Raw genomic sequence first — 20,300 nt, 5'->3', positions numbered from 1 at the left:
CTCCTTAATTTCTGTCGGGCAGAGTACAAACAGTGTAGGTATGATTAATTGAACGATTAAGAACTGGGTCTCTTAATTCCATTCGAAATTCCCCTTCATAACACATATCGCCCTTCAAAGGGAGAGTTCCGCTAAAGTAAGAAAGCATTCCCGGATAAGGCTTATCTTCTGTAGCAAGTTCAAGAAGCTTTTCTGGGATAAGCAGGCTTGCAAGAGTGCCGTCTTGATAGAGTTGCTCTTCTTCTTTGGTGTTCTTCTTCACCCAAGATCTGATCTCTATTTGATCCCAATGCGGACGAACATCACTCATTTTCCAAAAGACATTCCCAATAATTTTGCTGCAAGTTTGTTTTGCCTTCGATACAGACACAGTTTCCAATGCTCTATCTGTATGATCACTTGCAATAGTAAGAAACTGGTCACCGTTACAGTCAGAAGCAGCAAAAAATTCAATTTCGCCAGAACAGCTATTACCTATAACCCAAAGCGTGTTATTATTTGAAATACGTTCTGGATCAATCCAATACATGCTTGGGGTTTTTTCTGGTACGGGTACACCAATTTTTCTCAATTCGTTTACATGTGCTTTGACACTTTCTTGATTACGACCAGCATATCCAATAGCTACACACAGATCCCACTCCAGGTTAATTTTTTCAAGTTTGTTATCAGCAGTTAAGGCTATACTTTGTAATTTCATAGTTGCACATTTCTCCCTTCTTGAAATTCGAACGTTGTTTTTAGCGAATTACCTGATTCATTGCTATCATCCGTTTGTAAAGAAGTTGTTCAGTATCGTTAAGATGTCTAAGGAGTGCATTTTTAGCCTCTCTTCGTTGTCCGCTTCGAACTGCATCACAAAAAGCTGAATGATCAGAGAGGACTCTGTAGAAACGTTCTTCCCCTACTGTCATAGCAATAACCCCTAGCCAGATCATTTCTTCACTGATTGCGTTCCAAATTTTTTGAAAGCGGAAATTACCAAAAGCCATAAAATTAGCGGAATGGAAATCTTGGTCAGATGTAATAAAGGAATAAAGATTATCAACTGAATTCTTCATATGAGAAATATGATCACTCATAATATCAGCTGCATGACGATGACACTTTGCATTGAAAACAAGGCTTAGCATTGATACTTCAAGAGTCCGTCGAACTTCAAACACTTCTTTAAGATCTTCAACAGAAACAGAACGAACCTGAATATTTTTTCGGGCGTGAGTTCTTAGCCATCCTTCTTGAGATAAACGATGAATAGCTTCTCGAATGGGAGTTCTACTTACTCCTAAAGATTCTGCGAGGTCACGTTCTTGCAAAATAGCTTCAGGAGGATATTCAAGAGAAAGAATTGATGTTTTTATCTTTTGATATACAGATTGCGCAAGAGTTTTATTTTTCATCTGGCATACCACCATATTTTTATTATATTTTGAAACTAAAATAAAAAAATGTTAATTTTGGTGAAAAACAGTAATTGCAAAGCTTGATAAAAGAATTATAAAGCATAAGAAATATTTTTAAATGCTAATTTTAAATAAAATAGTTTTTATCTTTTATTTATTGATATCTAGTATACCTGTAATAAAAATGAACAGTCTAATAGACTTATTGATAATTTAAAGCAAGATAAAAGGGGAATAATATTAAAAATTATTATTAAACTATCGCAATCAATAATTCGAGTGCCTAAAAAGGTCAGCAGGATATAACATAAAACTTGGAATTTAATATCTAAAATACTGGAATTGACAATGCCCTCATAGGTATATATATTACTTTTCAAAAGATAGAAATAAAAGTTTTCGAATTTGTTCTATCTTAATTAAGTATTTGAAAGGGAGGGTTTTTGTTTGAAAAAGTTCATCATTTTTCTTCTTACCTTAACCTGTGTGTTTACAGCATCTGTCGTTGCTGCGGACACCCCATCGCAGCTTCGCTTTATGGCGGGGCCTCCTGGCGGGAACTGGTTTGCGTTAGGTGGAGCTCTTGCAGAACTCTGGTCTCAGAAAACAATCCCCACGACAAGTATTACCGGGGGTGCAGTTGCCAACATTATCAATGCGGACAAAGGGAAGGGAGACTTGGGGTTCTCTAATACTTCAATGGTAGCAGTGGCTCAAAAAGGTGGAATGGCACCTTTCAAAGACGCTGTAGGGAATGCATCGATTCTTGCCAATCTCTATACTCAGTATACTTATTTTATAGCTCGCAAAGATTTTGTTGAAAAGAATGATATTAAGTCTCTTGACGATTTGGTTGCACGTAAAATTCCAACGCGCTTTGCCACTCTTAAGACAGGAACAGGTTCCGAGTTTATCGTTAACGGTATATTTAAGTCTGGTTTTGGAGTCGATTATCGCGAAACTTTGAAAGAATGGGGCGGTTCTGTGGAGTATGCCTCTTACTCTGGTGGAGCAGACCTAATTGCAGATAACCATCTTGACGTTTTTGCCTTCTCTGTCGGTAAAGTTGCTTCAATCGTTATGCAGATTGAAAGCCAGACGGACATCGTTATTCTCGGGATGGAGCAGAAGACTCTTGATAAAATCGGCGCTGACTATGGTACGGTAACTTTCACCGTTGACCCTGGTATTTATAAGTCAGTGACAGATACTCCTGTTAAAGTTGTCGGTGACTATACATGTATAGTTGTTCGCAGCGATCTTGACGAGCAGGTTGTTTATGACCTTTGTAAAACTATGTATGAAAACCAGGATACTCTTGCAAAAGCTGTAGTTGATATGAAAGAACTGAATCCTGCTACGGCAGTTCCTACTGCTCCTATTAAGAGTCACCCTGGGGCTGTTAAATATTGGGATGAGGTTGCCGCCAAGTAATGCAGTAATATCCACGTAAACTAAACACCTAGAAAGCGAAATTTTCGCTTTCTAGGTTCTTTTCTGTTTTCTTTTTTCCTTTATTCCTTGTAGGGAGAACGATATCCCGATTTTTAGCCAAGGAGGTTTTTTATGTAATGAGAAAACTTGACGGTAATGTCGCAAAGGTACTTTATGTCTATATTCTAGCGATGGGAATTTTTCATCTCTACACAGCTGTTTTTGGTTCCTTTGAGGCATATCTACAAAGGGCAATCCACCTAACTTGGGTTTTGCCGATGACCTTTGTCCTTTACCCCATTTCTTCGAAAAAAGTTTTAAATCCAGAAACGAGAGTTCCTTGGTACGATTGGATTCTTGCAGCAGTCTCAGCAACTCCTGGACTCTATATTATGCTTAATTATGATCAAATTATGATGCGTATGCAGGGGGTTGACGAGTTGACAATGATTCAACTTGTACTCGGTACATTGTTGATTATATTGCTTTTAGAAGCAACTCGCCGCATTGTGGGGCTTCCTCTCGTTATCGTAGCTGTGGCTTTTACAGTCTATACATACGTATGCGACGCTAGCTTTCTTCCTGCAGCTCTTCGTGGTGTACCCACAGAATTTGAAAGAATTATTGAAGGAATGTTTCTTACTGATGAAGGAATCTTTTCTTCGTCGTTGGGTGTTTCAGCGACGTTCGTTATGATTTTTCTTATTTTTGGCGGCTTTCTAGAAAAAAGTGGTGTAGGTGAATATTTTATGGAATTTGCACAAGCCTTCACAGGTACTGCCGCTGGGGGACCGGCAAAAATTGCGGTCGTGAGTTCTGCTCTATTTGGATCAATTTCAGGATCTGCAGTAGCAAATGTCTATGGCACAGGATCTTTTACAATTCCTTTAATGAAACGTATTGGATATCAACCTCATTTTGCCGGAGCAGTAGAAGCTGTTGCGAGTGCTGGAGGGCAGCTCATGCCTCCGATTATGGGAGCCGGCGCATTTGTTATGGCTGCTCTTTTAGGGGTTCCATTTAACAAGATAATAATAGCGGCGATTCTCCCATCTCTCTTCTACTACGGGGCTGTGCTTTTGATGGTACACCTTACTGCTATCAGAGATGGACTTAAAGGGCTACCGGCCAGCGAATTGCCTTCAAAAAAAGTCGTTATCAAACGTTTATATATGATGTCACCCATTGTATTGCTTGTCTATATGCTTCTTGCTGGATATACCCCTATGTACGGAGCTATTGCTGGCATTATTCTTGCTTGGGCCATTTCACTTCCTAACCCTGCTCGTCGTATGGGGCCAAAACAAATACTTGCGGCCATTCACGATGGATCACAAAATATCCCTATTATCTGTACTGCATGTGCATCGGCTGGTTTAGTTGTTGGTTCAGTAGCTCTATCTGGTATTGGGTTTAAATTTGTAGGCGCTGTTCTTCAACTTGCCCGTGGTAATTCATTCTTGGCATTGGTCTTGATAGCATTAGTCTCTCTTATTCTTGGTATGGGATTGCCTACTACCAGTGCTTATATTCTTGGGGCTGCATTAGGCGTTCCAGCCCTTGCAAAGATAGGATTCCTTCCTATCGCGGCGCATCTTTTTGTATTTTACTATGCCATCGTGTCTAACATCACTCCTCCTGTAGCATTAGCTGCCTATGCCGCAGCTTCTATTGCGGGATCACCACCGAATAAAACAGGCTTCACTGCCAGTAAACTTGGCATATTAGCTTTTGTTGTTCCTTTTGCGTTTTGTTATGATCCCGGGTTGATACTTCAGGGGACATTAACAGAAAATTTGTTAGCTATAATTAGTGGAATAGGTGCTCTTACGGGCATGGCCTTTGCCCTGACAGGTTTTGCACGTGCTCCTTTGCCAAAGTGGTACAGAGGGCTTTTTGTGCTCACTGCCTTAGCGGCTCTTCATAGCCAGCCAATCATATCTTTAGTCAGTGTTGGACTGACTTTCTTGCTCTTTTTCTTTTCAGAGCAGAAAAAACTAAAGATATCTTAAACGTATAGAGTTTATTCAGATTGAAAGAGATAAAAAATAGGCGGCTTTAAAGCCGCCTATTTTTATTCCCAGAATGGTGCGAGAGAGGGGACTCGAACCCCTATGGAGGAATCCACTGGATCCTAAGTCCAGCGCGTCTACCAGTTCCGCCACTCTCGCACATAGAATGAAGTGTTTCAATTACTGTAATGCCTGTGGAATAATACCATCAATTTATAGAGATGTGAAGAGGCTGTTGGTATATCCCTTCTTTCAGCTATAATCATAATGTTCAAAGTTAAAAGCAGAAGGAAGGAGGAACTTCCATTGCGTTTTTCCTTAAAAGCATTGCTCGTAACGATTTTTATTCTTGCTATCCTCTTCTCTATCCCATGGGTATGGATCAATATAGAATCACTCGCTGTCATGACAATCGAAGGAGAAATTGCAGTAGCTCCTACTTTCTTCAAACTTGTTCATATGGGATGGCTGCTTTTTCTCGACTACATTCCCTACATTTTTACACTTTATATTATTGCAGCTGCCGGCGTTATTTTTATGGAAGAAAAAAACCCAGACCGTACTATTGCCTGGCTTTTGGCTTTAATCCTTGTCCCCGTCATAGGTTTTTTGTTTTATTTTCTTTTAGGCCCGGATCCCAAACGAAGAGCGGTTTTTAAGCGTTATAAGAAAAAACGGTTTTATCGCTCTATTTTTAGGGAATGTCCTGCTCCTGCCCTTGATCTCTATAGTGAAGATATTCCATGTCGACTTGTTTCTTTACTAGAGCAAACATCTCATAGTCGCCTAACCTATCGAAATTCGGTCGATATGCTGCTTAATGGTGATGAAGTTTTTCCTGCTATAGCTGAAGCTTTACAAGAGGCAAAGCACTATATTCATTTAGAGTATTTCTCGATAGCTAATGACAAAACTGGAGAAAAACTTCTTGAAATTCTTCAACAGAAAGCTGCTGAAGGTGTTAGTGTTCGAGTTATATATGATAGTGTCGGTAGTTGGCGTTTAGGGCGTCGTTTCGTAAAAAAACTTAGGGAACAAGGTATAGATGCTCAACCGTTTTTACCCGTTTCCTTCCCGATGGTTCGTCGTGATTTGAACTTTCGTAACCACCGAAAAATTATTGTTGTTGATGGCAAGGTGGCTTTTACGGGAGGCCTTAACATAGGAGACACATATCGTGGTTTAAATCCCAAGATGGGATTTTGGAGAGATACGCACATTCGCATTCATGGCGAGGCTGTTGCTTCTCTTCACGAAGTCTTTCTAAACGATTGGTTTTTCTGTACAGGACATAGCTTGCCTGAAACAGAAACGTATTTAAATGGTAGCGCACTTCCAGAAACAACAATGCCGATTCAAGTGGCAGCAAGCGGTCCTGATTCAGATTGGCGTGCAATATTGCAAGGATACTTTTATTTTATTACAGCAGCACGAAAACGCGTCTGGATTACAACACCCTACCTTGTCCCTGATGATAGCCTGAAAACAGCCCTTACGACAGCTGCTCTAAGTGGTGTAGATGTACGAATTATTATTCCTTCTCGACCTGACCATAAGGTAGTTTTTTGGGCAACTCGATCGAATATAGACGATTTACTTCGAGCGGGTGTTCGTATATTTACTTATGACAATGGTTTTATCCATTCAAAACTTATGATGGTTGATGGTAAGTGGGTTTCTGTAGGAACCACAAATCTCGATAACCGAAGCCTCGATATAAATTTTGAAGTGCAAGTTTTCATTTATAACAGGATGAAGACAAAAGAGTTTGAAAAACAATTCCTTGAAGATCTTAAGGTTTGCACTGAACTTGATTTACGTTCCCGATCTGAGCGGCCTCTTCACGAGCGAGTTCGGGAATCACTAGGAAGGCTTTGGTCGGCGCTATTATAAAGGAGCATGACTTTGCCTAGAATTAAACGATCTGAAGGCGGTTTTATCGCTGCCTATATTGGTTTATATGCAGCCCTTTCTTTTTTTCTCTACTTTTACTTTCAATTGAAAGGGCTTCCCCCCTTTTCGTGGAAAACTCTTGCTATTGCCTGGGGCTTAGGAACAGCATTTATCGTAGTTTCAGTAATTCCAGCTCGCTGGTCTTCTCCACTGCTCTACAAGGTTCATACTGTTTTAGCTTGGATAAGCCTTACAGGGATAGCCTTTGGTTTCTATTTCATCCTTATCTCTGTTCTCTTCGATATATTACTTGTTATTTTACCGATTTCTTTCCCATTCCCTTTTTGGGAGCTTTTCCTGGCTGCTTTAATAGCATTACTCCTAACTTATTATGGTTATAAAGAGAGCATGAAAATACGAAGTATCAACATTGAATTTCCAACCAAGAAATTACCTGAAGGTATTGAACGTTTTCGAATTCTGCAAATATCAGACTTGCATCTTGGCGTGCTTATAAACAAAAAAATGTTGCAACAGATTATGCAACAAATACAAGAAGAAAATCCAGATGTAATTGTTTCGACGGGAGATCTTCTTGATGGTGAAATTGAAGATATAGAAACAATTTCTGAAATGATGCTCCACTTTAATCCGCCTTATGGAAAATTTGCTGTTACTGGAAATCATGAGTTTTATGCAGGTATAGAACATGCTCTTGATTTTACAGGGCGCGCTGGCTTTGAAGTGTTAAGAGGGGCAATAGTTCCTGTAGGTCCCATTTCTATTGCAGGGGTAGATGATCCGGGTGGGCATTTTATTTTAGGACAAACAGAGATAGACGAAAGCGAGCTATTACAGGAAGCTGACACATCTCGTTTTACATTGTTACTTAAACATCGCCCATTAGTACATCGTGATGCTGTAGGAAAATTTGATTTACAACTTTCAGGGCACGTACACCATGGCCAACTCTTCCCTTTTATGGTATTTACTTGGCTTTTCTATAAACACACTGTTGGAATGCTGGATCTTGGAAAGGGGTCTTGGCTTTATGTAAGTCGAGGGACCGGTACATGGGGGCCTCCTGTGCGAATCTTGGCTTTTCCCGAGCTGACAATAATAGATTTGGTTTCAGACAAAAAATGGTGGACCGTACAGGAATCGAACCTGTAACCCCCTGATTAAGAGTCAGGTGCTCTGCCAATTGAGCTAACGGTCCACGAAGAGCTATTCATTTATTTTATGCGAATACTAATGGCGCGCCCGGCAGGAGTCGAACCCGCGACCTACGGATCCGAAGTCCGTCGCTCTATCCAGCTGAGCTACGGGCGCGTACCGCATTTTAAAAAATGGGGTGAGCGAGGGGACTTGAACCCCCAACATCTGGAGCCACAGTCCAGTACTCTAACCAATTGAGCTACGCTCACCATATCCATATCAAGATTCAAGTGGCGCGCCCGGCAGGATTCGAACCCGCGACCCACGGCTTAGAAGGCCGTTGCTCTATCCACCTGAGCTACAGGCGCCTGCGAATGTTACAATAAAACTGGAGCGGGAAACGGGATTCGAACCCGCGACCTACGGCTTGGAAGGCCATCGCTCTAGCCAACTGAGCTATTCCCGCACCTTTGCGTCTTGGTCGGGGCGAAAGGATTTGAACCTTCGACCCCCTGCTCCCAAAGCAGGTGCGCTAACCAGACTGCGCTACGCCCCGTGATAAGCACTGGTGGAGCTGGGGGGATTTGAACCCCCGGCCTCTTCCGTGCGAAGGAAGCGCGCTCCCCCTGCGCTACAGCCCCAAGCAATCAACGGCGAATATTGTAATAATCGAAAGGGAAGTTGTCAAGCTTATTTCTGGATATTATGAGAAGTTGTCTCTCATTGACTTCTTTCCCTTAGAGTGTTTATCTATATATTCTAATACATAAAGCGTAAGAAAGGAATTTTAAAATGATATATGGTGCAGAATTTGTCTCTAAATGGATTATAGAAATGAAAGAAATGTTTCTTGGGCAACGGCTTTTTCGTGTGGAGGGCGGAGATACATGGTTAGCACTTCGCTTCTCTTCTCAGACTCTTTCTCTTTTGATAAGTTGGCATCCTCAGCATTTCGGATGTTGTCTTATCGATGAAGAAGATCTTGATTTAATGAAGCGTTTTTCATCGGGGAAACTTCGCTTTGCAGATGCCCTTAAAAGCCATCTTGTAAAAGGCGAGCTAACTGCTGTTGAACAAATAGATTTTGACAGACTTTTAATATTAAAATTTTCTCGCAAGGTAGGAGCAGGTTTTGATGTAGAAAATTCTCTTGTTTTTGAATGCATGGAAAGGAATAGTAATCTTATTCTTCTTGACGAAAATAACACTATCATTGATTGTGTTAAACATATCCATCCAGAAATTAACAGGTACAGAACGGTTGTGCCCTCTCATCCCTACATTACTCCTCCTCCACTTCAAGGGCCATCTCCTTTTGATATTCAACCGGAAGACTCTGCTTATGAAGATATCGCTATGATGAAGGGAATTGGTAAAGGGCTTAGACAATTTATAAAAGCTCATCAATCTCTTTTTACATCAGGCGAATGGATAGGCAATATTGCAAAACTTTACAACGAAGAGACCCTCAAAAATAGCCTTATACAGACGTGGAAGAACTATGTTACGATCTTTCCCCTTTTGTTGGAAGATATGATACCTGTGAACGAAAATAAGGCCCTTATTGTGTCTAAAGACTTTGTGGTCGATCCTTTACTTTGGGATAAAAGCAACAGGCTTAAGAAAGATACGCTGAAGGTTATAAAGAAAGAGATAAAATCTCTTGAGCGACATCGTAAGGGCATAGAGAAGCAACGTTCAGAATCAGAAAAAGCACCGTGGTATAAAAATTGTGGTGAATTGCTGCTAGCCAATCTATATAAAATTCCACCTCGAACAGAAAACATTTCTCTTACAGGTTGGACAGAAGATGGGGAAATTACACTACAGATCCCTTTAGATCCCAAAAAAAACGCTTCTGATAATGCTGCTGTTTACTTTAAAAAGTACAAAAAAGCAAAGGGAGATCTTGAAAAAATCGAGCGTGAAATCTCTGAACTGACAGATAAAATATCGGAGCTTCAAGATCAGATAGATATTATTGAAGAACTTGAGGTTCCATCAATGATTGATTCCGTGTGCCGGGATATAAAAGAGTGGCTTGTTCCTAATAAAAATAAAAAGAGGAAACGTTCGAAAAAAGAGTCTTCAACTCCACCTCATCTTCGTCTCTCTTATGAGGAAGCTCTTATTCTTGTTGGTCTGAATGCTCGAGGAAACCGACATGTTACTTTTCAAGAAGCAACTGCTGGAGATATATGGCTTCATGTGCATGAAATTCCAGGTTCGCATGTCATTATTAAACATCCAGAAGCACGAAAGGAAAATCTTGAAGGGACCGATTTATTGGTACTAGCTGCTTCATTGGCCGCCTTTTTCAGTAAAGCTCGCCATTCTACCAAAGTACAAGTAGATTATACGGAACGGAAACATGTGCGACATATTCCCGGAAGCGGCATAGCTCACGTTACTTATACTCATCCGGAAACAATTCTTATCGAGCCCGATCGCTGGAAAGAATATTTTTCAGAAAAAGAGATAGCTCTTGGGGAAGTTCGGCCCTGAATTTCATTTCTCGGCCAGTTATCGGATGTGTAAACGTAAGTTTCCAGGCATGAAGAAAAATTCTGCCTGGCGTCTTTTGAAGACACTCTTTAGTTCCATAGAGTTCATCACCAACAAGTGGGCATCCAATATGTTTGAGATGTACGCGAATTTGATGGGTACGCCCCGTATGGAGGGTACATTCTATAAGGCTATAGTTTTTTTGGCTCCAAAGCACTCTATATTCCGTTAGTGACGGCCGACCTGACTCAGTAACAGCCATCATAACTCTGTTGCGATGGCTACGGCCTATAGGCGCGTCTATAAGACCTGTTTTCCTATGTGGAGTTCCGCGACATAAAGCGAGATATTTTTTCTCAACAGAGCGAGAACGAAATTGTTCCTGAAGAAGTAAAAGAACATTGCGGTTTCTGGCAACAACAAGAAGACCGGATGTTCCTCCATCAAGGCGATGAACAATACCTGGACGAACCTCTTCGTCAAATTTTCTCATATCAGGGTAGGCATAAAGTAAACCATGAACCAACGTCCCATGCCAATTTCCTGGCGCTGGATGTACTACGAGTCCAGAAGGTTTGTTTATAACGAGAAGAGACGAATCCTCATATGCGACTTCAAAAGAGACAGGTTCAGGCTCGACTTCCAATGTTTCTATGGGTGGCAAAGTTACGACAATCTGCATTTCAGGCGACACTTTCAACGCCGCCTTGAGCTTACGCTGAAGATTTAAAATCTCAACATTTCCCATATGAATAAGCTTTTGAATATAATTGCGGGTCAGCCCTAATTCATTGGCAAGAAAGAGATCAAGACGCAGATTTGCATCTTTCTCTTGAGGAGAGGTTAGAATTTTCCCTTCGTTACTATTTTCTTGAACTTCCTCGCTATTTTCATTGCCTTCCCAAAGCTCTTTATTTTCTTTTTCAGACATGGTAACCTGCCTTACTAAAAACAGAGGCGAGAAAAGGATCTCGCCTCTGTTTTGTTCTATTAGTATGAAACTAATCTTTTAACACTCGTGCGCAGCGAGGACATAATCCTCTTTCATCAACTTCTTCTGAGTATTTCCAGCATCGTGGGCATTTTTCGCCTTTGGCTTTATCGACAGCAATCGTTAATCCAGTTTCTTCATCTTGCCACATTATGGCTAAATCAGAAGGTTTTTCTACCCACTTAAAGTCTGAAACAATAGCGAACATAGACCACTCTTCATCAGTAAATTGTGAATGCTCATACTCTTTGGATATTTGAGCTTCAACACGAGCTTCCAGTGAGTGACCGATGACACCAGTTGTTCTGGCAGATTCCAATGCTCGGCTAATAGCTCCTCGCATGGTTAGAACTCGATCCCACTTTTCGTCAAGTTGAGCATTTATTTCAGAAGAATTTACTTCTGGCCAAGAGGATAAAAATACACTCTTAGGCAAGTCAGGATCCATATTTTTCATTTCCTGCCAAATTTCTTCAGCAGTAAAGCTCAGAATAGGAGCCAGTAAGCGAGTTAGAGTATCAAGTATTTGCCACATTACAGTCTGACAGCCACGTCTGGAAATCGAATCGGTTTCATCAGCGTAAAGCCGATCTTTGCTTACATCAAGGAAGAATGAGCTCAGCTCGGTTACACAGAACTGATGAATGACAAAAGTCGGTACATGGAATTCATAATCTTCAAAGCCCTGAGTTGCACGTTCGATAACCTCATTGAGCTTTGACAAGATCCACTTATCTATTTCCATAAGTTCATCGTAAGCTACAGAATCTTTATGAGGATTGAAGTCGGAAAGGTTCCCCAATAAGTATCTGGCAGTGTTTCGAATACGTCGATAAGATTCCGTTAAGCTCTTGATAATGCCATCAGAAATACGAATGTCGTTTCTATAGTCTGTAGAAGCAACCCACAATCTCAAGATATCGGCGCCATATTTATCGATGACTTCTTGCGGTCTTATAACATTACCAATAGATTTAGACATCTTTTTGCCTTCTCCGTCAACAATGAAACCGTGAGTGAGAACACTCTTATAAGGAGCTTGATGACGAGTGGCAACAGAAGTAAGCAACGAGGTTTGGAACCATCCTCTGTGCTGGTCACTACCTTCAAGATATAAATCGGCAGGCCATCTCAACTCTGGACGTGTTTCGAGAACTGAGAAATGGCTGACACCTGAGTCGAACCAAACGTCCATAATATTCGAATCTTTTACCAGATGATGGCTTCCACAGGCTGGACATACAGCTAAATCGCCAAGCAGTTCTTCCGGTGTAAGTTTCCACCAAATAGTTGAACCCTCTTTCTTGACTTTTTCCTGTACGGCTCTGATAAGCTCAGGTTTTAAAATAAGTTCACCGCAATCCTCGCAATAGAAGGCGGGAATTGGAACTCCCCAAACTCTCTGACGGCTGATACACCAATCAGAACGGTCACGAACCATGTTATAAATGCGATCTTTTCCCCAATCTGGAATCCACTGTACCCCTTTATCGATAATATCAAGGGCTTCTTTTCTAAACTGGGAAACAGCTATAAACCACTGCTCTGTCGATCTGAAAATAACAGGTTTTTTACATCTCCAGCAGTGAGGATAAGAGTGCATAATCTTACCTTCACCAAGAAGACGACCGTTATCTGTAAGTATAGAAAGAACTTTTTTGGCGCCTTCGTCAAGGGAAAGACCGCCAACGATTGGTGTTTCTTCTAAGAAGTGACCGCTACCATCGACTGGGTTGTAAATTTCTATTCCATATCGAACGCCAGTCTCATAGTCTTCAACACCATGACCTGGTGCCGTATGAACACAACCAGTACCAGTATCGAGCAAGATGTAATCAGCAAGAAGCAATGGAGTAACTCTATCGGAATAGAAAGGATGAATTGCTTTCTCTTTTTCTAGTTCCCTTCCCTTGCAACGATAAAGAATTTCACCAAACTGAAGACCTGTTTCTTTCGCAACAGAATCGAGAAGAGCTTCCGCTAAAAGATAAACCTTATCTCCACTCTCAACAAATACATAGTCATAGCCGGGCCCAAGGGCTACTGCCATACTTGCAGGGAGTGTCCACGGTGTGGTTGTCCAAACGATAACATTAACATCACGATTTTTTAACACATCGATTTTGTTGCCAATTTCAGGCATAGAGTAAGCGATAAAGACAGATGGAGACACTTCATCCCAATACTCTATCTCTGCGGCAGCTAGAGCTGTTTGGCAATCTATACACCAATAAACAGGTTTGTGACCTTTATAAACGAGGCCTTTCTCAACGAGATCTGCAAAAGTGCTCAATTGAGCGGCTTCATACTCTGGGTTAAGTGTAATATATGGATTTTCCCAATCACCTATTACACCAAGGCGTATAAAATCATTTCTCTGAATATCAAGAAATTCGTGCGCATATTTTGTACATTTTTCTCTGAGTTCAACAGGATCAATGGCGTCTTTTGTAATCCCATGGGTTTTAAGAACATGAAGTTCTATAGGAAGTCCGTGTGTATCCCACCCAGGAACGTAGGGAGCATAGTAACCTTTCATTACTTTGTATTTGGGAATAAAATCCTTGAGGATTTTGTTGAATGCTGTTCCTATATGTATATTCCCATTTGCATAGGGAGGTCCGTCATGTAGAATGAAGGACTCTTTCCCTTCCTGTTGTTTTAACATTTCGTGATAAACGTCGATATCCTTCCAGAACTTGAGATATTCAGGCTCTCGTTTGGCCAGGTTTGCTCTCATTGGGAAAGATGTCTTGGGCAACTTGAGTGTGTCCTTATAATCTGTAGCCAATGTTATTTACCTCCTTTCAAATAGGAAAAGGCCGTCTCTAAAAAACAGAGACGGCAAATTCGTAACTTGTTGATTTTAGCACAACTTGAAAACTTGTAAAATATTACGACACCATCCCGGTTTTTTTCTTGACTTCCATTTTTTGTAAAATATGGATTCCGATGAGGATTATCAATCCTATCAAGTCAGTTTGCCACCCCGGGATTAGTAACCCAAGAGCTCCACCCAACGCTATAATGCGTTTCCACCAAGCCATAGGAGCCTTGTAATATCCAATAGTGCTCATTCCAAGTAAAAATACGCCCAAAATAGCGGTTATTATGGCCATAGTAAACGGTAATGGGCTGAAATTGACAAGCACAAGCATTGGATTGAACACATAAATATAAGGAACTATAAAACCCGCTAAGGCCAGTTTTACAGCTGTAACTCCTGTACGCATTGGTTCAGCTCCTGCAATTCCAGCACCTGCATAAGCTGCGAGTGCGACAGGGGGGCTAAGATCCGCAGCAATACCAAAGTAGAGAACAAACATGTACGCTGCCATTGGAGGAACACCTAACTGGAAAAGAGCTGGAGCAGCCATTGTACTTGTAACAATGAAGTTTGCCGTTGTAGGAAGCCCTGCACCAAGCAAGATACACGCAATCATGGTTAGCAACAACGTGGGAAGAAGTTTTCCTCCGGCTATGGCTACAATTGCACTTGCTATTCGCAATCCCAAACCAGTTAACGTTGCTGTTCCTACAATAATTCCCACTGTAGCGCAAGCACATGCTACGCCCAGTGCTCCTTTTGCTCCGCTTTCAAGAGCAAGTTTGAGCTTTTGCGGCGTAAGGCGTGTCTCTTTATTTAAGAAAGAAACAGCAATACTGATTATGATTCCATAATACGCTGCCTTTAAAGGCGTGTAGCCTGACAGCAAGAAATAGACGATAGCTATAAGAGGCAATAAAAGATGTCCCTTTGCTTTTAACAATTTGAAAAGCTTAGGAAGTTTTTCTCTAGGTAATCCAGTTAAACCCAGACGTGTAGCCTCAAGGTGTACCTGTACCATAACTGCAAAGTAATATAACAGGGCTGGTACCACAGCGGCCAAAGCAACATGAACATAAGGAACTCCCATGAACTGGGCCATTATAAAGGCGGCTGCGCCCATAACAGGAGGCATAATTTGTCCTCCTGTTGATGCTACTGCTTCAACGGCACCTGCAAAATGAGGTTTATATCCTACACTTTTCATAAGAGGAATGGTAAACATCCCCGTAGTACATACATTGGCGACTGATGACCCTGATATTGAGCCCATAAAACCGGAACTCAACACAGCAACTTTAGCTGGGCCCCCTGTTGCGCCTCCAGCAAGGGCCATAGCCAAGTCAATAATAAAACGGCCCATTCCCGTTTGTTCCAGAACGGAACCAAAAAGAATAAACATGAACACAAAGGTAGCAGAAACACCAAGAGGAATGCCAAATACACCCTCTGTACCTAAATACATATGGTTAATAATTCTTTGGATGTTGAAACCTCTGTGTTGGAACATTTGAGGGAAATAGCGTCCAAAATAACAGTAGAAAAGAAAGAATATGGCTATACATGGCAAAATGGGACTCGACACTCTGCGCGTTGCTTCTAATAGCAGAATAATACCCATAAAACCAACAATAATATCCATGGTTGTTGGCAACCCTGCTCTATTTACCATTTCTTCAAATTCAACGAAGAGATAAAGAGTTGAGAAAGCTGCCATTGCTGCAAGTATGAAATCATACCATGGAATGCCATCTTTCTTGCTTGTTTCACGAGCTGGGTACAAAAGATAGACGAGAACAAGAACAAAAGCTAAGTGTAAAGAACGTTGTTTCATTGCTAAGAGGAGCCCGAAACCGGATGTGTAAAAATGGAAAAGAGACATACCTACGGCTAAAGCTGTTATTACGAGGCCCTGCCAACCGAAAAGGTCACGATAGCGAGCTTCCGTGTCAAACTGGCGTCGGAGTTCATCAAGGTTAATTTCTGAATTCTGAGCTGTTTCGGTGTTTACGTTTTGCTTGTTGTTTACTTCACCCAAATATCTCCACCTCCAGTCGTGATGAACTTAATTAAAAAGTAAAAGGCATCTTTTTAAAAAATAGAGGAACCTGTTTCATTTCAACGTAGAGAAGGCTATTAGGTATTGTTTGGAAAAGGTCAAGTTTACCAGTCATAGTAGACGAAAACCAGTTTTTCCCTATTTGGCTATCGCCTATGCGAACTCGTAATGTTTCCCACTCATAAGAACTTCCTTGGACAATCATCCAATCTTTGTGCAATAAAAATCGCCCATGTTTAGGAGGTTCGGTTGGAAGCCCTGCGTTATGAGATCGAAAACGCTCCTCCCAAAGCCAAATACGACCACCTGACACAATATAAACATCCTCAACAGGAGTTTTTTCAACGGAGTGAACGAATCCGGTTACTATTTTAGTTCCAGAAGGAACTGGTGCTGACCAAATTTTTTGATCTTGAGTTCGCAAAGATAAGAAGTGAACAGGAACGAAAAGTAGATAGAAAATAGATAGAAAAATTAAAAGAGTGAAAATTTTTAAAGCACGCCAATCAAACGTCGCTTTCCCCCCCTCCCGGATGCGCCTTTTATTAACGTGACCCCGTGAGGATTATACCCGCTTTCATCGTTATTTGACAACTCTAAAAATTGATTTTGTTTATAATGGCGAGCCTGAGGCGATTCGAACGCCTGACCTACGGCTTAGGAGGCCGTCGCTCTATCCACTGAGCTACAGGCCCGCTCAGGACGGCGATTATGTTATCACGTGCTACTTTTTAGTGCAACACATCTTTTTGAGATTCCCCCTTGTTTTTTATAGCTATTTGGATAGTATATAAAGAATATAAAGAGGGTGATTAGATGTTTTCCGGAGATAAACTTGCTGAATTAAGAGTAAAGAGAGGGTTTACTCAAATTGAACTTGCTAAAATGATACACGTTTCTTTTCATACTATTCTTCGTTGGGAAAAAGAAAGACGTTTGCCAGACGCCTCTCATTTGTCGGCACTTGCCGAGACACTAGATACAACTGTAGGTTATCTGATGGGAGAAGAAACATGTGATAACGCTGATGGTTCACTTTGGAATTTTGAAAAAGAAGCTGTCGTAGCGGTTCCTCTATTGGATTCTTCCCTTGTTGCTTGTGCGGGGTGGGGGTTTGGAGATATGGACGACGTTATTCCTGAATCCTCCACTTCTCTATTTGTTGCGAAAGATGATCTTGGACGAATAGGAGAACAACGCCCCTATGCCGTTAAAGTTGAGGGAGACAGCATGCAGGAGGCTGGAATCCCAGATGGAGCTCGTATCACCATTAACCCTGAAGAGCCTGTCTATAACGGTGATTCTATTCTAGTTAAATGGGGACGTCGTGGAGATTTGGCAGTTAAATGGTATTACGAATATAAAGATCATATCGAATTGCGTTCTTCTAATCCTGGCAAGTATCCGCCAATTATTATTTCCAAAGAAGAGATTGCAGAAGAAATGGATGCCGGGAATATGGATTTTTTTAGAATTTGTGGAAAGGTTATGTCAGTAAGCGTCATACCTAAAAGAGGAATTTAATAAACATGGAGGGAGGGATACTAACATGGGAATACAATTTACTCGAACGGATAAGAAACCACCGTCTATACATGAAGAGCTATTAAATATTCTTATTCCCACACCTCCTGCTACTTTTTTGTTTAGAGAAGACACAACAATATGTATCGTTGATCGTTCTATTCGGCCTTCTTCGGGGGATCAAGTTGTTGTCTATGATGAGAATCAGGGTTTTAAACGAATTTCTTTTAAGAATATAAAAGAAGAAGATATTTGGGGGGTTGTGACGTGGTTTTGTCATGAAGCAGGAACATATGAAGCCAATAATTCTCTGTGATTGTAATAATTTTTTTGTTTCATGTGAAAGGCTTTACAGACCAGATCTACAAAATAGACCAGTTATAGTGCTTTCTAGTAATGATGGATGTGTTGTTTCCCGTTCTAATGAAGCTAAAGCGCTGGGTATTTCTATGGGAGTTCCTTTCTTTCAAATAGAAAATGCTTGTCGTCATTATGGGATTACAGTTTTTTCAAGTAATTTCGAACTTTATCATGATATTTCTGAAAGGGTGATGGCTATCTTGGGTCAGAATACACCCTTTTTAGAGAAATACTCTATAGATGAAGCCTTTTTAACGTTAGATTTGTCGAGTCGCTCTCAGTTATCGAAAACGTTAGCTTATATACGCGATCAAGTCTACCGATGGGTCGGAATCCCTATTTCCATAGGTGCAGCTACATCGAAAACTCTTGCTAAACTCGCCGCTGAATATGCTAAAAGACATGAGGAAACGAAAGGATGGTATAACCTTTTATCTCTATCTTCTGCGGAAAAAGATATGTTTTTGGCAAATGTCTCTATAAATGATATTTGGGGAGTAGGGAAAAAGTTTGCAGAGCGATTAATAAAAAACAGAATTAGAACGGCAAAAGATATGCGGGATATACATGATGAACGCATCCTAAAAATTACAGGTGTTTCCGGTTTAAAGACAGTATGGGAACTTCGTGGGATTCCTTGTATAAAGATAAAAGAAACAGAAGTAATGCAAAAAAGCATACAAGTTTCGCGCTCTTTTGGCAGGGAGGTACGAAATTATAATGATTTAGAAACAGCCATAACCTACTTTGTCTCTTCTGCAGGAATCCGCCTTCGGCAAGAAGGAGCTTTGGCAAGTGAAATAAATATTTTTATTGCTACCAATCGTTTTCTCCCCTCTTTTTATTCTAATTCTATTGAGATTGCTGCCCCATATCCTACAAATTACACGCCCGATCTTATAAAACTTGCCCTTACAGGCTTAGCTCAAATTTACAAAGACGGACTTTGTTATGTAAAAGCTGGAGTAATTCTAGCGAAATTAATATCGCAAAATTATAGACAGGAGTATCTTTTTGAAGATCTATCGAAAGTAAGCCAGAAGAAAAAGCAAACCTTAATGAAAGTTATCGATAGAATTAATATGAATTTTAGGAAAAACATTATTACACCTGCTATTTTTTATTCGGAACCGGAGAAAAATTGGGTTCCCCGGTCCGATCGAAAGTCCCCTTCATATACTACTCGTTGGGAAGATATTCCATCTCTTAAAGCTGGCAACTGAAACGTCTGTAGAGTGGTTCGTCTTTTACTGTGTTTTTCTCAAAATATTCAGTTGAAAGTTCTGCATCACGAGCAAGCTGTTTTGATAATGCCTGACGATTTGCAAAACGTTGTTCTCCCCGTAAATATTCTTCTATGAACACCATTATTTTTTTGCCGTAGAGGTCCCCTGTAAAGCCTGGAATATGGACTTCTATCCTGAGACCTTTTACATCAGTAAAAGTAGGATTTGAACCTATATTGAGTGCTCCTGGATAAAAAGTACTGTCTAGAACAACTGTAGCTGCATAGACCCCGCTAGGGGGAATAATTTTACGGGTAGGAACGGCTAGGTTAGCTGTAGGAAAGCCTAATTCTCTTCCTCGATGATGTCCCTCTATAACTGTTTCATATATAAAAAATGGGTATCCAAGCAGGTACTTGGCCATTTGCATTCGTCCAGAAAGAACTTCACTTCGTATAACGGTACTACTTACGGCAAGACCGTCTATTTCCAAAGTAGGAACAGGAGAAAACAGAATGTTTTTTTCATGGCAATATTGGCGTAAAAAAGCAATATCACCTTTTCGACCAGCACCGAAACGGAAATTTTCACCGATTACAATACCCGATACCGATGTTAGACTTTCCAGACGCTCCAAGAAATCTTGAGGGTTTAGTGTTGCTAAATATTCATCAAAAGGTACCCAAAGGATATTTGGTATTTGAAGTGCTGATGCTATATGTCTTTTTTCTATTTCGCTAAAGAGAAGAAACAGACGCTCTGGATTAAAAATATATTGAGGATGTGGGGAAAAAGTAACAACTCCCCACGCGTCATTTATTTCTTTAGAGAGACGTTCAGCCTCTTTAAGAAGTAACTGATGTCCTTTATGAAAACCATCAAAAGCTCCTAAGACCTGAATCATTACA

Annotated in this window: 15 protein-coding genes and 9 tRNA genes; 8 read left to right on the top strand and 16 right to left on the bottom strand. The window is 40.8% G+C overall.

Annotated elements, in window-relative coordinates:
• Positions 1 to 4: 4 nt before the first annotated feature.
• The gene (locus VB083_RS03640) at positions 5 to 700 is read right to left on the bottom strand and encodes a DUF2848 family protein (RefSeq protein ID WP_213699612.1); all 696 of its coding nucleotides are present in this window, start codon (positions 698 to 700) and stop codon (positions 5 to 7) included.
• A 40-nt stretch (positions 701 to 740) separates the two neighbouring features.
• Entirely contained in the window at positions 741 to 1,400 is a 660-nt protein-coding gene (locus VB083_RS03635) for a GntR family transcriptional regulator (RefSeq protein WP_213699611.1), read from the bottom strand.
• 450 nt (positions 1,401 to 1,850) lie between these two features.
• On the opposite strand from VB083_RS03635, the gene VB083_RS03630 reads away from it, so the two are divergent.
• The gene (locus VB083_RS03630; protein WP_213691082.1) at positions 1,851 to 2,837 is read left to right on the top strand and encodes a TAXI family TRAP transporter solute-binding subunit; all 987 of its coding nucleotides are present in this window, start codon (positions 1,851 to 1,853) and stop codon (positions 2,835 to 2,837) included.
• 137 nt (positions 2,838 to 2,974) lie between these two features.
• Complete coding sequence (locus tag VB083_RS03625; RefSeq protein ID WP_323401743.1) at positions 2,975 to 4,849, top strand: TRAP transporter fused permease subunit; 1,875 nt, start codon at positions 2,975 to 2,977, stop codon at positions 4,847 to 4,849.
• Positions 4,850 to 4,923: 74 nt separating this feature from the next.
• Here VB083_RS03625 and VB083_RS03620 read toward each other — a convergent pair.
• Positions 4,924 to 5,008 (bottom strand) — tRNA-Leu (locus VB083_RS03620).
• A 147-nt stretch (positions 5,009 to 5,155) separates the two neighbouring features.
• On the opposite strand from VB083_RS03620, the gene cls reads away from it, so the two are divergent.
• Positions 5,156 to 6,742 carry a cardiolipin synthase gene (cls, locus tag VB083_RS03615; RefSeq protein WP_213701096.1) on the top strand — a complete coding sequence of 529 codons (1,587 nt, stop codon included), beginning with the start codon at positions 5,156 to 5,158 and terminating at the stop codon, positions 6,740 to 6,742.
• A 12-nt stretch (positions 6,743 to 6,754) separates the two neighbouring features.
• The gene (locus tag VB083_RS03610) at positions 6,755 to 7,915 is read left to right on the top strand and encodes a metallophosphoesterase (RefSeq protein WP_323401742.1); all 1,161 of its coding nucleotides are present in this window, start codon (positions 6,755 to 6,757) and stop codon (positions 7,913 to 7,915) included.
• Here the strand turns inward: VB083_RS03610 and VB083_RS03605 are convergent.
• The 7 genes from VB083_RS03605 to VB083_RS03575 all read right to left on the bottom strand — a co-directional run bounded on the left by VB083_RS03605 (position 7,886) and on the right by VB083_RS03575 (position 8,541).
• Positions 7,886 to 7,961, bottom strand: a tRNA-Lys gene (locus VB083_RS03605). The two genes, VB083_RS03610 and VB083_RS03605, sit on opposite strands and share 30 nt — an antisense overlap.
• A 36-nt stretch (positions 7,962 to 7,997) precedes the next feature.
• A tRNA-Arg gene (locus tag VB083_RS03600) sits at positions 7,998 to 8,074 on the bottom strand.
• Positions 8,075 to 8,092: 18 nt separating this feature from the next.
• Positions 8,093 to 8,169 (bottom strand) — tRNA-His (locus VB083_RS03595).
• Positions 8,170 to 8,191: 22 nt separating this feature from the next.
• Positions 8,192 to 8,268 (bottom strand) — tRNA-Arg (locus VB083_RS03590).
• A 21-nt stretch (positions 8,269 to 8,289) separates the two neighbouring features.
• A tRNA-Gly gene (locus VB083_RS03585) sits at positions 8,290 to 8,366 on the bottom strand.
• 12 nt (positions 8,367 to 8,378) lie between these two features.
• Positions 8,379 to 8,456: transfer RNA gene (locus tag VB083_RS03580), tRNA-Pro, on the bottom strand.
• Between the two features lie 10 nt (positions 8,457 to 8,466).
• Positions 8,467 to 8,541 (bottom strand) — tRNA-Ala (locus tag VB083_RS03575).
• 151 nt (positions 8,542 to 8,692) lie between these two features.
• Here VB083_RS03575 and VB083_RS03570 point away from each other — a divergent pair.
• On the top strand, positions 8,693 to 10,405 hold the full coding sequence (locus tag VB083_RS03570) for an Rqc2 family fibronectin-binding protein (protein WP_213699607.1): 1,713 nt from the start codon (positions 8,693 to 8,695) through the stop codon (positions 10,403 to 10,405).
• On the opposite strand, the gene VB083_RS03565 is transcribed toward VB083_RS03570, so the two are convergent.
• The 5 genes from VB083_RS03565 to VB083_RS03545 all read right to left on the bottom strand — a co-directional run bounded on the left by VB083_RS03565 (position 10,335) and on the right by VB083_RS03545 (position 16,977).
• Positions 10,335 to 11,336: an RluA family pseudouridine synthase gene (locus VB083_RS03565; RefSeq protein WP_213690111.1), complete on the bottom strand. Its 1,002-nt coding sequence runs from the start codon at positions 11,334 to 11,336 to the stop codon at positions 10,335 to 10,337. The two genes, VB083_RS03570 and VB083_RS03565, sit on opposite strands and share 71 nt — an antisense overlap.
• Before the next feature lie 70 nt (positions 11,337 to 11,406).
• Positions 11,407 to 14,187 (bottom strand): isoleucine--tRNA ligase, encoded by a 2,781-nt coding sequence (gene ileS / locus VB083_RS03560; RefSeq protein ID WP_213690112.1) that lies wholly within the window; start codon positions 14,185 to 14,187, stop codon positions 11,407 to 11,409.
• 103 nt (positions 14,188 to 14,290) lie between these two features.
• On the bottom strand, positions 14,291 to 16,261 hold the full coding sequence (locus VB083_RS03555) for a TRAP transporter permease (RefSeq protein WP_213690113.1): 1,971 nt from the start codon (positions 16,259 to 16,261) through the stop codon (positions 14,291 to 14,293).
• Between the two features lie 31 nt (positions 16,262 to 16,292).
• Entirely contained in the window at positions 16,293 to 16,706 is a 414-nt protein-coding gene (locus VB083_RS03550) for a DUF1850 domain-containing protein (RefSeq protein ID WP_213690114.1), read from the bottom strand.
• Between the two features lie 195 nt (positions 16,707 to 16,901).
• Positions 16,902 to 16,977: transfer RNA gene (locus tag VB083_RS03545), tRNA-Arg, on the bottom strand.
• A gap of 121 nt (positions 16,978 to 17,098) precedes the next feature.
• Between VB083_RS03545 and VB083_RS03540 the strand changes: the two genes are divergently transcribed.
• The 3 genes from VB083_RS03540 to VB083_RS03530 are packed head-to-tail and all read left to right on the top strand — an operon-like array spanning position 17,099 to position 19,389.
• On the top strand, positions 17,099 to 17,806 hold the full coding sequence (locus tag VB083_RS03540; RefSeq protein ID WP_213699363.1) for a LexA family protein: 708 nt from the start codon (positions 17,099 to 17,101) through the stop codon (positions 17,804 to 17,806).
• A 25-nt stretch (positions 17,807 to 17,831) separates the two neighbouring features.
• Positions 17,832 to 18,122: a hypothetical protein gene (locus tag VB083_RS03535; protein WP_213690116.1), complete on the top strand. Its 291-nt coding sequence runs from the start codon at positions 17,832 to 17,834 to the stop codon at positions 18,120 to 18,122.
• Positions 18,100 to 19,389: a Y-family DNA polymerase gene (locus tag VB083_RS03530; protein ID WP_213690117.1), complete on the top strand. Its 1,290-nt coding sequence runs from the start codon at positions 18,100 to 18,102 to the stop codon at positions 19,387 to 19,389. Before VB083_RS03535 ends, VB083_RS03530 begins: the two co-directional genes overlap by 23 nt.
• Here the strand turns inward: VB083_RS03530 and ribF are convergent.
• Complete coding sequence (ribF, locus tag VB083_RS03525) at positions 19,373 to 20,296, bottom strand: riboflavin biosynthesis protein RibF (protein WP_213690118.1); 924 nt, start codon at positions 20,294 to 20,296, stop codon at positions 19,373 to 19,375. The two genes, VB083_RS03530 and ribF, sit on opposite strands and share 17 nt — an antisense overlap.
• Positions 20,297 to 20,300 lie beyond the last annotated feature (4 nt).

The sequence above is a fragment of the Aminobacterium sp. genome, assembly GCF_034926885.1.
Taxonomy (GTDB): Bacteria; Synergistota; Synergistia; order Synergistales; family Aminobacteriaceae; genus Aminobacterium.
This window is presented reverse-complemented; position numbering and strand designations above follow the sequence as displayed.